Source organism: Pseudoalteromonas sp. RW-H-Ap-1 (assembly GCF_048318575.1).
Lineage (GTDB): Bacteria > Pseudomonadota > Gammaproteobacteria > Enterobacterales > Alteromonadaceae > Pseudoalteromonas.
Map to the genome: position 1 here is coordinate 2,284,391 of NZ_CP166996.1, position 13,726 is coordinate 2,298,116.

At 42.0% G+C, this 13,726-nt stretch carries 9 protein-coding genes; all 9 read right to left on the minus strand.

Translation table 11 applies throughout. The features are described from left to right. Positions 1 to 15: 15 nt before the first annotated feature. The 9 genes from AB8618_RS10905 to fabB all read right to left on the minus strand — a co-directional run bounded on the left by AB8618_RS10905 (position 16) and on the right by fabB (position 13,599). Entirely contained in the window at positions 16 to 510 is a 495-nt protein-coding gene (locus AB8618_RS10905; RefSeq protein ID WP_008468348.1) for a CvpA family protein, read from the minus strand. A gap of 228 nt (positions 511 to 738) precedes the next feature. Further along, a complete protein-coding gene (locus tag AB8618_RS10910) occupies positions 739 to 1,365 on the minus strand; it encodes an SPOR domain-containing protein (RefSeq protein ID WP_413402700.1) in 627 nt (208 codons plus the stop codon). Between the two features lie 11 nt (positions 1,366 to 1,376). Continuing rightward, positions 1,377 to 2,642, minus strand: a complete 1,266-nt coding sequence (folC, locus tag AB8618_RS10915) for a bifunctional tetrahydrofolate synthase/dihydrofolate synthase (protein WP_413402702.1) — start codon at positions 2,640 to 2,642, stop codon at positions 1,377 to 1,379. 25 nt (positions 2,643 to 2,667) lie between these two features. Next, entirely contained in the window at positions 2,668 to 3,543 is an 876-nt protein-coding gene (accD, locus tag AB8618_RS10920) for an acetyl-CoA carboxylase, carboxyltransferase subunit beta (protein ID WP_008111068.1), read from the minus strand. A 163-nt stretch (positions 3,544 to 3,706) separates the two neighbouring features. Further along, on the minus strand, positions 3,707 to 4,501 hold the full coding sequence (gene truA, locus AB8618_RS10925) for a tRNA pseudouridine(38-40) synthase TruA (protein WP_008111070.1): 795 nt from the start codon (positions 4,499 to 4,501) through the stop codon (positions 3,707 to 3,709). Between the two features lie 169 nt (positions 4,502 to 4,670). Further along, entirely contained in the window at positions 4,671 to 9,746 is a 5,076-nt protein-coding gene (locus tag AB8618_RS10930; RefSeq protein WP_413402705.1) for a FimV/HubP family polar landmark protein, read from the minus strand. A 349-nt stretch (positions 9,747 to 10,095) separates the two neighbouring features. Next, positions 10,096 to 11,112 (minus strand): aspartate-semialdehyde dehydrogenase, encoded by a 1,017-nt coding sequence (locus tag AB8618_RS10935; protein WP_076919196.1) that lies wholly within the window; start codon positions 11,110 to 11,112, stop codon positions 10,096 to 10,098. 45 nt (positions 11,113 to 11,157) lie between these two features. Beyond that, positions 11,158 to 12,279: a 4-phosphoerythronate dehydrogenase gene (locus AB8618_RS10940; protein ID WP_413402707.1), complete on the minus strand. Its 1,122-nt coding sequence runs from the start codon at positions 12,277 to 12,279 to the stop codon at positions 11,158 to 11,160. Positions 12,280 to 12,387: 108 nt separating this feature from the next. After that, complete coding sequence (gene fabB / locus AB8618_RS10945) at positions 12,388 to 13,599, minus strand: beta-ketoacyl-ACP synthase I (RefSeq protein WP_010388041.1); 1,212 nt, start codon at positions 13,597 to 13,599, stop codon at positions 12,388 to 12,390. Positions 13,600 to 13,726 lie beyond the last annotated feature (127 nt).

Consider the following 13,726-nt stretch of genomic DNA (forward strand, 5'->3'; position numbering starts at 1 on the left):
ATTTATCCTCGCCGATTAACGGTTTACTGAATTTAAAAAGCTCGAGTTGTTTTCTAGGTACGAAAAGAACCATTCAACTACAAAGCCAAATTCTGGAATCAAAATGGAGTTGCCCCACCAATGCGTATTTGGCGCACCAGTAAAAGCATCAAGAAAGAAGAGTAACGCGCTCACGACCAACACGCCTCGAAGAGCACCAAACACCACACCAAAAACACGGTCTGTGCCAGATAATCCGGTTCGCTGTACAAGCTCACCTAAAATATAGTTTAGTAAACCGCCTAACAATAGCGTCGCAAAGAATAATATGGCAATGGCCGCCGCATTTCTTAAAAGGGGTTCAGAAATGGATGTTAGGAAGGAAGCTAAATATTGATAAAATAAGCTGGAGATGATGAAAGCCCCTGCCCATACCGCTAATGACATAGCTTCTTTGACAAAGCCGCGTATTAAACCGATGATGGTAGAGAGTGCAATAATGCCAAGAATGGCGTAATCAACCCAGATCATAAGAACCAATTAGTCGCTAATTTTGGGCGCATTCTATACCTAAACCTCCCAGTGATGCAAGTTTAAGCGTGAGATTACAGGTGAGTAAAAACATGCAGTTTTTAGATAAAAAATAACGTGAAATATACAGGCTAGAAGTAGGTGGAGATCTAGTCTTAACTTATGGAGTATAAGTTAAGTAAATGTGCAATATTAAGTTATGAGCACACTCACCTATTAGCGACTAAGTTATTTTGCCACTTCAAATTGAGTAACTTTACCGTTTAGTTTAGTTAGCTCTTTCAGTGCAGGAAGCTGAGACTGCAGCTCATTTTTACTTAATGACGGCCCTACAAATACTTTAGTTAACGTACCATTTGGCGTTTTAATTGGCCTAGTAAAGCTTTTAAAACCTTTCGTTTTTAGCTTTGCCTGCAACGCTTTTACATTTGCCGCATGAGAAAAACTACCAAGCTGAATGACATACGCCATACTTGTTAAGTTTTCATTAGTATTACGCGTAGCGTTATTTTGCCCAGTAGTGACTGTGCCTTGTTTTGTATCGGCTATAACTGCTTCAACCATTGCTGGCTGTGCAGTAACGTCAGTTTCAGCAGAGCTGTTTTGTTGCTCAAATGCAGCATCATCAGGCTGAATATCTTCAATTTCATCCTCTTTTAATGGTTCTGCATTTGCAACTTGCTGATCAATTGATTCTTGTAAATCAATGGTCTTGAACTCAGAGCGTTCTGGAATCGCTTTAAAGCCTTCTTTATAGTGCACTTTTTCACCATCGAGTATATTGGGAATAAACACAATTGCTGCGATCACCACAATACTTGTACCGACTAAGCGATTAATAAAACCTGAGTTCACCGACATCCTCTCTATTTTTTAAAGTAATGAATAGCGCCAGCCACGGTAAAAAATGAGCCAAATATAATCAATAGTGTATTGCTTGGCTGGCTTGGCAAAATAGCATCCAATGCTACCTCTACGTTGCTATAACTCTGTTTAAAATGACTATTGGGTATACTTGAAAGCGCCTGTTGAAGATGAGCGGCACTATCCCCTCGCGGGCCGTCTAAGCTCGCTAAAGACCATTCATCGACTACATCAGCCACTTCTTTAAGCACACCGACTTTATCTTTATCAGCAAGCATAGCGGCTAATGCATGAATTTTAAAGCCTTTATCTTTATAGCTTGCTAACTTAGTTGCTAAATAACGTGCCGATTCAGGGTTATGTGCCACATCGGTATACACTAATGGTGACTCACTTAATTGTTGAAAGCGCCCTTCTACTACTAAGTTAGCTATGCACTGAGTTATCACTTCATCACTTGGTAATAAATCTAGCACCGACAAGGTCGTTAACGCAGTGGCCACATTTTGACACGGGATGGCCGGTTTAGGTAACTCGAGTTTATGTGCTTTAAATTGCCAACTAAAACTCTGCGCATACTCTTTAAAAATAAAGTCGCTACCCGATAGCACCATATTAGCGTTAATTTCTTTGCCATAATCGGTCATTGTATGCGGAATATTTAAATCCCCAATAATTGCCGGAGTACTCTCTCTAAAAATTCCCGCCTTGTCATAAGCCACCAACTCACGGGTATCGCCTAAGTATTCTTTATGATCTAAATCGATGGTGGTGATCACACTAGCAAAAGGGGTAACAATATTGGTCGCGTCAAAACGCCCGCCTAAACCGACCTCTAATAGCACGTAATCAACCTCTAAACGCTTGAATATTGCTAACGCGCCTAAGGTGCCATATTCAAAATAGGTTAATGGTGTGTCTCCACGCCCTTGCTCTAGTAAATTAAACGCATCGACATGGTATTGATCGTCAAGCTCAGCGCCATTAACGCGTACACGTTCGTTGTAGCGAACTAAATGAGGAGAAGCATAAGTACCAACACAATGACCCTGGGCTAATAATAATGACTCTAAACAACGTGCTGTTGTTCCTTTGCCATTGGTACCTGCAATAAGAATGATTTTAGTTGAGGAGGTTAAAAGCCCTATGTTGTTAGCAATACGAGCAACGCGTTCTAAGCCCATTTCTATATTGGCAGGGTGAACACTCTCTAAATAACAAAGCCAATCATCAAGGCTTGATGATTGGCTAGGAATTGTTTTTGTCATAGCATGTAATCAGTAAAGCTGAAATTTACGCTACTCTATGCTCTTGTTCCGTAGAAGGCAAGTTCATAAATTTTGCTAGGATACGTGCTAGCGTATCGCGCATTTCTCGACGGTCAATAATCATGTCGATTGCGCCGTGCTCTAATAAAAACTCACTACGTTGGAAACCCTCTGGCAGTGTTTCACGCACGGTTTGTTCGATAACACGCGGACCGGCAAAACCAATCAATGCTTTTGGCTCTGCAACATTAATATCACCAAGCATTGCCAATGATGCTGATACGCCACCCATTGTTGGGTCAGTCATTACCGAGATGAACGGTAGGCCTTTTTCGGTCATTTTAGCCAATGCAGCACTGGTTTTAGCCATTTGCATAAGTGACATTAGGGCTTCTTGCATACGTGCACCGCCCGATGCAGAAAAACAAATCAGCGGCATATTATGCTCTAAACATTGGTCAACCGCATCAACAAAGCGAGCACCTACAACCGATGCCATTGAGCCACCCATAAATGAGAATTCAAATGCAACTGCAGCAACAGGAATACCTTTTAGGTTTCCTTTCATTGCAACCAGTGCGTCTTTTTCACCGCTTGACTTTTGAGCTGCATTAATACGATCTGAGTATTTTTTAGAGTCTCTAAATTTAAGCACATCTTTGGGTTCGTGTTGAGCGCCTAATTCATGACGGTCACCGTCATCTAAAAATTGTTCAAGACGCTTACGACCACTAACACGCATATGATGGTCGCACTTAGGGCATACATTTAGTGATTTTTCTAATTCTGCTTTATATAAAATTGAATCACATGACGTACATTTAGCCCATACACCTTCTGGAATTTCTTTACGACCTGAAGATTTAGTCGTTTTTGGTAAGATTTTTTCTAGCCAACTCATTTGCAACTCTCTTAATGCTGTTCTGTGTCGCGAGTCTACATGTTAACCATGCAAACAAATTTTTCCAATTAAAACATGAATTACGCTATCACGGTATAAAAAACTGGTCTTAGTAGTTAGCACTACGAATAATAGCGTATAAAAATAACCACCTGATTACCTTTTAAATATCGGTATCGGCTAAAAACAATGGCCCCAACGGCGTTCTAGGAATATTAAAGTGTTCTGGGTAATCAACATCTACTAAATATAAACCCGCCGCTTTTGCTGTGGCGCTCGCTTTGGCCCGCTCTTTAACATCTAACAGCTCTTTTAACCAAATTGGTTCATGTTTATGTAAACCGATATCCATTAAACACCCGGTAATATTACGTACCATATGATGCAAAAACGCATTGGCTTTAATATCAATAATGACATAAGCACCTTGGCGCTGTACCGATAAATGATGAATCGTTCGCGTTGCCGTATTAGCTTGGCAGTGAAGCGCTCTAAACGAGGTGAAATCGTGCTCACCTAATAAATATTGGCAAGCCTGCTGCATTTTCACTTCATCTAAAGGATGATGAAAATGGGTAACACCTTCATTTAATACCGCACCACGAAATGCATAATTATAAATAACATAACGATAACGACGAGCAGTTGCACTAAAACGAGCATGAAAGTCTTCAACCACTGGCTGGGCAAAACGAATAGCAATGTCTTTTGGTAATAAGGTATTCATGCCTAATGTAAAGGCCACCATTTCACGCTCAGCATGGGTATCAAAATGCACAACTTGACCAGTGCCATGCACGCCGGCATCGGTGCGCCCTGCACATACAATTTCAACCGGATGATTACAAATGCGCGACAACGCTTTTTCTACTTCTTGTTGTACGCTATTTACATGAGATTGACGCTGCCAACCACTGTAACGCGCGCCGTTGTATTCTACTCCAAGTGCTACTCGCATAATTACTGCTTTACCTACTGTGCTAATCGACGCTGCATTTTATGCTATATGGCGTTCCAATAAAAGCAGCGAACTAAGGTTCCTAACTATGCGATACAAAAAACCCGTTATTAGTGTTAGCCAATAACGGGTTTTAGTGCTTAATTATCCTTTCCAGGATTAGCTATTGTTAGTTTTTCAGCTTAGCTTTTAGATTTTGTGCTTCTTCTTGCACATCGTCTGGGCCATTATTAATAATCTCATCTAAGATTTTAACTGCCGAGTCAGCATCATCAATTTCTATATATGCGTGAGCAAGGTCAAGCTTGGCCGAATAACCGCCACTTTGCGTATCAACATCCATAGGATTATCACCAGCAAGTAATGAATCATAGTCACCCAAACCAACATCCATATCGACGTCGGTGTAAGGTTCATGATCTATATCCGCTTCATCACTTTGCTCTAGTAATGCGTCAATATCAACAAAGTCATCTTGTTCTAATGGCTCAGTAACTCCAGGTTGCTCAATGGGTGCTTGCAACGATGGTGCTTTATCGTCAGCTAAATCTTCGTTAAGTAAACTATTAAAATCAACATCAAACTCACTGCTGTCGCTTAAATCAACATCATCAGGTTCAGCCAACTCATTCAATAATGAATCAAAATCTGTTTGTGTTAAATCAGCCATGAACTCGTCATCTAGCTCATCATCTGAAATCATTTCTGACTCTGATGGTACTGAGGTTTGCGTTAAATCAGCTTCACGATCAGCATTTGTTTGCTCATCGGTAAATTCTGCTGACTCTGTTAACGCATCAAGTTGATCATCATCAAAATCATCGTTAGTGCTAACAGCCTGCTCATCGTCAGTTTGTTCAATCAGGTCTGTAGACTCTGAAACTTCATTATCTAGAGCTTGCTCTATATCTAACTCTGAAAACTCAGTATTAAGTAATAGCTCATCATCAAAATCATCTTCTAGGCTATCGAGGTCGTTACCTGCTGATAAAGCATTAGCGAGATCTTGCTCTGCCTGACTAGGTGACATACCTGTAGCATCGCCATCTAAATTATCACCTTGTAGCTCTTCTGGAGTTAGTGATTGTTGCTCCTCATCTGATAAAGGCAGTTCATCATCAAACTCTAACTCAGGATACTCCTCAAGCTCTTCACTTGGGGTGATTATTTCAGGCTCATATAGCTCATCGTCTTCTGTCGATAAATCGTTGCTCTGGATATCGCCAGCAAGCGGGTCATCGCCTAAATCAATTTCTTCTTCATCGAGATCATCGTCTAAGTCATCAATTGACCAATCAGGTACTTGTTCATCTTCATCGCCTGTTTGCTCAAGCTCGCTTAAAAGGTCATCAACACTTTTGAAGTTTTCATCATTGTATTCGTCAAGTGCATCTTCTGGGTCGAGTAAAGTAGAAGACGTATCGGTAAAATCATCTTCTGATCCAACATCGAGCTCTGGTTCAACTTCAAGCTCTGCTTCAAGCTCTGGCTCAGCTTCAAGTTCTGGTTCTGCTTCAAGCTCTGGCTCTGCTTCAAGTTCAGGCTCAGCTTCAAGTTCTGGCTCTACTTCAGGTTCAGGCTCTACTTCAAGTTCTGGTTCTGCTTCAAGCTCTGGTTCTGCTTCAAGCTCAGGCTCTGCTTCAAGTTCAGACTCTGCTTCAAGCTCAGGCTCTGCTTCAGGCTCAGGCTCTACTTCAAGTTCTGGCTCAGCTTCAAGTTCTGGCTCTACTTCAGGTTCAGGCTCTACTTCAAGTTCTGGTTCTGCTTCAAGCTCTGGTTCTGCTTCAAGTTCAGACTCTGCTTCAAGTTCAGACTCTGCTTCAAGTTCAGACTCTGCTTCAAATTCAGACTCTGCTGCAAGTTCAGGCTCTACTTCAACTTCTGGCTCAGCTTCAACTTCTGGCTCAGCTTCAAGCTCTGGTTCTACTTCAAGTTCTGGCTCTGCTTCAACTTCTGGCTCAGCTTCAAGCTCTGGTTCTACTTCAAGTTCTGGCTCTGCTTCAAGTTCTGGCTCTGCTTCAGGTTCAGGCTCTACTTCAATCTCAGGTTCTGCTTCAAGTTCAGACTCTGCTTCAAGCTCAGGCTCTGCTTCAAGCTGAGGTTCGGCTTCAAGTTCAGGCTCTGCTTCAAGTTCAGGCTCAGCTTCTGGTTCAGGTTGCTCGTCTAAGCCATCGACTGACCAATCAGGTGTTTCTACATAATCATCACTTGTTTGTTCTAACTCACTCAGTAAATCATCAACGCTATCAAGGTTTTCATTGTTGTACTCATCAAGCGCGTCTTCTGGATCGAGTAAATTAGAAGACGTATCGGTAAAATCACCTTCTGATCCAACATCAAGTTCAGACTCTGCTTTAAGCTCTGGTTCTGATTCAAGTTCAGGCTCTACTGTAACTTCTGGCTCAGCTGCAACTTCTGGCTCTACTGCAATTTCTGACTCAGCTTCAATTTCTGGATCAGCTGCAACCTCTGGCTCAGCTGCAACTTCTGGCTCAGCTGCAATTTCAGGCTCTGCTGCAATTTCTGGATCAGCTTCAATTTCTGGATCAGCTGCAACCTCTGGCTCAGCTTCAAGTTCTGGCTCAGCTTCAGGTTCAGGCTCTACTGCAACTTCTGGCTCAGCTTCAACTTCTGGCTCAGCTTCAACTTCTGGCTCAGCTGCAACTTCTGGCTCAGCTGCAACTTCTGGCTCAGCTGCAACTTCTGGCTCAGCTGCAACTTCTGGCTCAGCTTCAACTTCTGGCTCAGCTGCAACTTCTGGCTCACCTTCAATTTCAGGCTCAGCTTCAGGTTCAGGCTCAACTTCAAGCTCTGACTCTACTTCAATTTCAGGCTCTGCTTCAAGTTCAGGCTTTGCTGCAACTTCTGGCTCTGCTGCAACTTCTGGCTCAGCTTCAACTTCTGGCTCAGCTGCAACCTCTGGCTCAGCTTCAACTTCTGGCTCTGTTGCAATTTCTGGCTCAGCTGCAACCTCTGGCTCAGCAAAAGATGAAGCGATAGATTCTACATCTTCACTATTTAACTCTTCTTGCGCGTCAGTTAAATCTTCGATTGAGTCCGCCAATGCATGATCTATTTCAGAATCATGAACATCACTTTCAGGTTGTTCTGCATCAAGCAATTGGTCAATATCAACTTCATCGTCTTCATCAACTAGGCTATCGATATCAGGCTCTTCAATTTGAGCCTCAGTAGCTGGTTGCTCAGCATCGAGCAATTCATCAATATCAACTTCATCGTCTTCTTCAACTAAGCTGTCGATGTCTGGCTCTTCGCTTTGAGTTTCAGTAGCTGGTTGCTCGGCATCGAGCAAATCATCAATATCAACTTCATCGTCTTCATCAACTAGGCTGTCGATATCTGCCTCTTGCGTTGCAGTTTCAGTATCCGGTTGCTCGGCATCGAGCAATTCATCAATATCAACTTCATCGTCTTCATCAACTAAGCTGTCTATGTCTGGCTCTTCAGTTTGAGCTTCAGTAGTTGGTTGCTCAGCATCGAGCAATTGGTCAATATCAACTTCATCGTCTTCTTCAACTAGGCTGTCGATGTCTGGCTCTTCGCTTTGAGTTTCAGTAGCCGATTGCTCGGCATCGAGCAAGTCGTCAATATCAAACTCATCGCCTTCTTCTCCTAAACTGTCGATATCAGGCTCTTTGCTTTGAGTCTCAGCCTCCGGTTGCTCAGCATCAAGCAGGTCGTCAATATCAAACTCGTTATCTTCTTCAACTAGACTATCGATATCAGGTTCTTCGCTTTGAGCTTCAGCTGCTGGTTGCTCAGCATCGAGTAAACTGTCTATATCAAACTCATCGTCATCATCAGCTTGTGCTGTTACATCATCTGCTTGTTCATTATTCTCATCAAGCAAGTCGTCAATGTTAAAGTCTTCGCCCTCTTCAGCAAGTTCTTCACTAAGTGCTGCCATATCATCATTCGATTCACCTTTAGGTTCATCTGGCAGAGCATCGTCATCTTCTTCGTCAAACAAGCTATCTAAGTCATCCGAACTTAAAATGTCATCTGACTCATCAAGGTCGATAGCATCACCTGTATCATCGCCATCGGAACTATCAAAGTCCTGTTGCATGAAAACATCAAGTTCATCGTCTTCAGTATTTTCGTCTTCAAAAACAACATCATCATTGAGTAAGCTTTCTAACTCATCTTGATCTAGTAGACTGTCATCATCGAGATCATCATTAAATGCCACATCATCATCGAGTAACACGTCATCCATGTTGTCATCTAATTGCACGCTTATATCATCAAGCGGATCGGGAGCTGGCGCTTCTTCTTCAAGAATGGGCTCTGGCTCTTCATTTATTGGATCAGTAAATGCTGGAGCTTGAGGAATAAACTCATCATCGTCACTTTCAGGCTCTTGATTATTACTACGCTTGCGCAACCACATAACAACGGCAAAAATGATCAATAAAGCCGGAATAGTCATTAATAAAATCAGCACCAGAGGGTTCGAAAGTAATGCGGCAAAGCTAAATTCACTCTCTTGCTCTACCTCTTTTAATTTTTGCTGTGCAATAATCTCATTTTGCTTAAGGATTAATTCTTTTAATTGTTGCTGTATTTCACTGTCTTGACCAAGCTGTAAGCGAACGTTTTCTAACTCGTTTGAAATACCTGTAAGCTGTTTTTTAAGATTGTTGTTTTCAACTAAAATCTCTTCTACGTTACCTACTGAACTTTTAAACTGCTGCTGAAGCTCAACTAATTTATTACCTTGATCTGTTTTTATCGCTTTTAATTCTTGTTGTAATTCTTTTTTTGCTTCATCAACATCAGCTTTGCGAGCTTGCGTTACTTGTGTTTGTGCTGAGTTAATTTCTGCTTGCGTTAACGTGCCATTTTTCTTTTTTTCCCACAGGTCATCATCTTGCTCAGAACGCTGCTTAGCTAATTGTGGGTTTACTCGTCTGATTTCTGCCAAAGTAGGTATCTTTAAATAAGAACCGCTTCGCATATGATTTAAATTTTGTTCTAAAAATGAGTTGGGGTTTTTGTTATACAAGGCCTGCATAACTTGGTAAATGCTAACTGAATTATCAGGACGAACCTTAACGGCAATGCGCCAAAGTGTATCGGTTGGTTTTATTGGTCCAATAGAACGCCCCTGTGCGCCGTAATCTGCGCCTTTAGGCCCTCTTAATTGGGTACTGTCTTGAGAGTAAACAGTCGTTACCATCAGTGCAGACGCTAATATAATAAGTGAAACGAAACCGCGCATGCTGATCCTTTAATGTTTAAATGTTAACACAGCGCTTTAAATTGGCGCTTAAACATTGATTATTCTTGCCGTTGTTAGCCACGTGGCTAACGCACATTTTTATTACAATCTATTTTTATTGCAAGCTCTATTCCAGTTACAAACTATAAACCAGTTAAGCCATAATATCCATCGCAACGCATTGAAAATAAATACCTTAAACATCTAGATAAAAATAATTTTATGTTGTTTATCAAAGTGTTTACACAGCTGTTGGTTATAAGTGGCAAAAAAATGGCAATTAAAGCACAAAAAAACGGCAAACCACTTAGGTTTGCCGTTTATTGGATTATCACTATCTTCAGGCTAATTACATGTAATTAGCAATGAGTTCTTCTGCTATTTGCACACTGTTGGTTGCAGCCCCTTTACGGGTGTTATCACTTACTACCCACATATTTAATCCATGTGGGTGTGAAATATCGGCACGTAAACGGCCAATGTAAACAGTGTCGTTACCACTGGCATCTGAGACAGCCGTTGGATAATCACCCGCATCATCAATTAGCTCAACACCCGGTGCATCGCTCAATAATTGCTTAACATGCTCAAAGTCATAAGGCATACGCGTTTCTATATTAATTGACTCAGAATGACCGAAAAACACCGGTACACGAACACAAGTCGGGTTTACTGCTATGCTCGTATCGCCTAAAATTTTATGCGTTTCGTTTACCATTTTCATTTCTTCGCGTGTGTAGCCATTATCTTCAAAGCTATCGATTTGCGGTATTACATTAAACGCAATTTGCTTAGGAAAAATGTCGTTTTCCATTGGGCGCGCATTCATTAAGTTGGCTGTTTGTTTTGCTAGTTCATCAACCGCTTCTTTGCCTGCACCCGACACTGCTTGGTAGGTTGAAACGTTAATACGATCAATACCGTAGGCATCATAAATAGGTTTAAGCGCAAGCATCATTTGAATAGTTGAACAATTAGGATTTGCGATTATATTGCGGTTTCTAAAATCAGCTAAACTCGCTGCATTCACTTCTGGCACAATCAGCGGTACTTCAAAGTCATTTCTAAAATGTGAGGTGTTATCAATAACAATACAGCCAGCGTCTGCAGCAATTGGCGCGTACTTTTCAGACACACTACCACCTGCAGAAAATAGGCCGATATGCGCTTGGCTAAAATCAAAGCCTTCAACATCGCGTACTTCTATGCTCTCACCACGAAACTTTATATCTTCGCCAGCACTGCGGCTGCTTGCTAATAAAAACAGCTGATCGACCGGAAATTTACGATCTTCTAGAGTTTCAATGATTTGACGACCTACAAGGCCGGTAGCGCCGAGTACGGCAACATTATATTTTTGCGACATATTTCATCCTCTGTAAGCACGGTTAAAACAACCGCGCTAATTAAATTAGTTTGCTGTGGTAAAGCCAAGCTGGGCAAGTACGGCAAGCTCAGTGCTATCACCTTCAACCATCACAGTGCTAAATTCACGGCGGGTTGGATAGTTTTTTCGTAAGCTGTCAAAGCCCTCATCGGCTAGGTGGCGCAGTAAAATGCCATCATCGCGACGAACATCGTAAGTTAAGTGCACTAAGCGAGCGATGTCTACCTCAGTAAAACTTGGCGCAAGGGTAACGCGTCCAATGGCTGCTGGTGGTAAAAAATCGCTGAGTGACTTATTTGCCTCCACCCCTTTGAGTTCACATAAGCGCTGGTACAACATTTTCGTACCTCGCGCTTTACCCTCAAGGGTATGCCCTGCAATGTGAACACTGGCATAGCGCACGTGCTCAAGTAATTCAGTTAAAATGTTAGGTTCATTTTCCCAAACATCCAGCACTAAATCGAGCTCTGCTCCTGCTTCCATCACTTCAAGTAAGGCTTGGTTATCAATCACATCGCCTCGGCTAGCATTGATTAAAGTCAGCCCAGATTTAAGTTTAGTTAAGCGTGTTTTATCAAGCATGTGTAAGGTTTTGTGCTTACCCGTTTTAACTAACGGCACATGAAAAGTGACAATATCTGACTGCGCTAGTAACTCATCAAGCTCAACATGCTCGGTTAATAGCCCTTGCTCATGCTTAATTGGGTCGCACAATAGTAAATTAACGTTAAGCGCTTTTAATTTTTGCGCGAGGCAACTGCCAATATTACCTACACCCACAATACCGATTGTTTTACCGCTTAACGGGCTGGCATTTTCTTGGCTTAATGCAAATAAGCTACTTATTACATACTCAGCTACGGCTATGGCATTACAGCCAGGCGCACTGGTAAAATCAATATTTTTTGCGTTGAGTAAATCGGTATCAATATGATCAACACCAATCGTAGCGGTACCTACAAAGCTTAACTTGTTCGCCTGTGCTAATAGTTCACTGTTAACTTGAGTAACAGAGCGGGTAAGCAGTACATCAACGTCGATAAGTTGTTCAGGGGTTAATTGCCTGCCATCAAATCGTTCAACCTTACCCATATCTTTAAAGAATTGCTCAACTAAAGGCATATTTTGATCGGCAAGAATTTTCATTGTGAGTCCGTTTGGCGAAATGAGGCGCTATTGTAACGAACAACCCCCTATTAGCACAAACGAAAAAGCCGAGCATTTTGCTCGGCTTTAAAATAGTTAAAGGTTAACTTAACCTTTGTATTTGCTCATTACTAGCGTGGCATTGGTACCGCCAAAACCAAAGCTATTAGACATAACCGTGTTTAGTTCAACGTCTTTTGCTTCAGTTACAATATTCAAGCCTGCCGCTTGTTCATCTAACTCATCAATATTGATAGATGGCGCAACAAAACCGTGCTCAAGCATTAATAATGAAAAGATAGCTTCGTGTACACCAGCCGCACCTAGTGCATGGCCTGTCATTGCTTTAGTGGCACTGATCATTGGCGAATTACCACCAAATACTTCTTGAATAGCGCCAAGCTCTTTAACATCACCTACCGGTGTTGATGTACCGTGGGTATTTAAGTAATCAATGCTGTCAACGTTTTGCATAGCTTGACGCATACAACGTGCTGCACCCTCGCCCGATGGGGCAACCATGTCGTAACCGTCAGAGGTTGCGCCGTAACCGGTAATTTCAGCGTAAATATGCGCGCCACGAGCAAGTGCATGTTCAAGTTCTTCAACTACCACAATACCGCCACCAGCTGAAATTACAAAACCATCGCGGTTTGCATCGTAAGTACGTGATGCTTTTTCAGGTGTGTCGTTGTATTTAGTAGAAAGCGCGCCCATAGCGTCAAATTCCATTGCTAACGTCCAGTGAAGTTCTTCACCGCCGCCTGCAAAAATAACGTCTTGTTTGCCTAATTGAATTTGTTCCACCGCGTGGCCAATACAATGCGCAGAAGTTGCACACGCAGAACTTATAGAGTAGTTAACACCTTTAATTTTAAACGGTGTTGCTAAACATGCAGAGGTGGTACTTGCCATAGTACGTGGCACCATGTAAGGACCAACGCGCTTAACGCCTTTTTCACGAAGAATATCAGCCGCTTCTACTTGCCATTTTGATGAGCCACCGCCAGAGCCAACTAATAAACCAGTACGCTCGTTTGATACTTGCTCGTCGCTAAGACCCGCATCTTCAATCGCTTGCGCCATTGAAATATAAGAGTAAGCCGCCGCATCGCCCATAAAGCGCATTGCTTTACGATCGACATGCTCTTTAACATCAATATCAATTTTACCTGATACATTGCTACGCAATTTGTAATCAGCAAATTCTTGATTAAAAGCAATGCCACTTTTACCCGCTTTTAGTGACTCTAATACTTCTTGTTTATTATTGCCGATGCTTGATACAACACCGATGCCTGTTATTACGGCTCTTCTCATGGGTAATTCCCTTAGCTTAATACTTAATTGTGTTCTATTTTACGCGAATTTAATCATCTAAGTGGTCAGCTTTCTAGCGTACACTTGTACTCTGAAGCTACAGCTTATAAATAACGCCAGACTATTT

What these genes read in the sequence shown, in the direction of transcription:
- truA (WP_008111070.1), bottom strand. Translation starts at nt 4,501, where the DNA reads ATGCGAGTAGCACTTGGAGTAGAATACAACGGCGCGCGTTACAGTGGT.
- AB8618_RS10930 (WP_413402705.1), bottom strand. Translation starts at nt 9,746, where the DNA reads ATGCGCGGTTTCGTTTCACTTATTATATTAGCGTCTGCACTGATGGTA.
- AB8618_RS10940 (WP_413402707.1), bottom strand. Translation starts at nt 12,279, where the DNA reads ATGAAAATTCTTGCCGATCAAAATATGCCTTTAGTTGAGCAATTCTTT.
- AB8618_RS10905 (WP_008468348.1), bottom strand. Translation starts at nt 510, where the DNA reads ATGATCTGGGTTGATTACGCCATTCTTGGCATTATTGCACTCTCTACC.
- folC (WP_413402702.1), bottom strand. Translation starts at nt 2,642, where the DNA reads ATGACAAAAACAATTCCTAGCCAATCATCAAGCCTTGATGATTGGCTT.
- fabB (WP_010388041.1), bottom strand. Translation starts at nt 13,599, where the DNA reads ATGAGAAGAGCCGTAATAACAGGCATCGGTGTTGTATCAAGCATCGGC.
- accD (WP_008111068.1), bottom strand. Translation starts at nt 3,543, where the DNA reads ATGAGTTGGCTAGAAAAAATCTTACCAAAAACGACTAAATCTTCAGGT.
- AB8618_RS10935 (WP_076919196.1), bottom strand. Translation starts at nt 11,112, where the DNA reads ATGTCGCAAAAATATAATGTTGCCGTACTCGGCGCTACCGGCCTTGTA.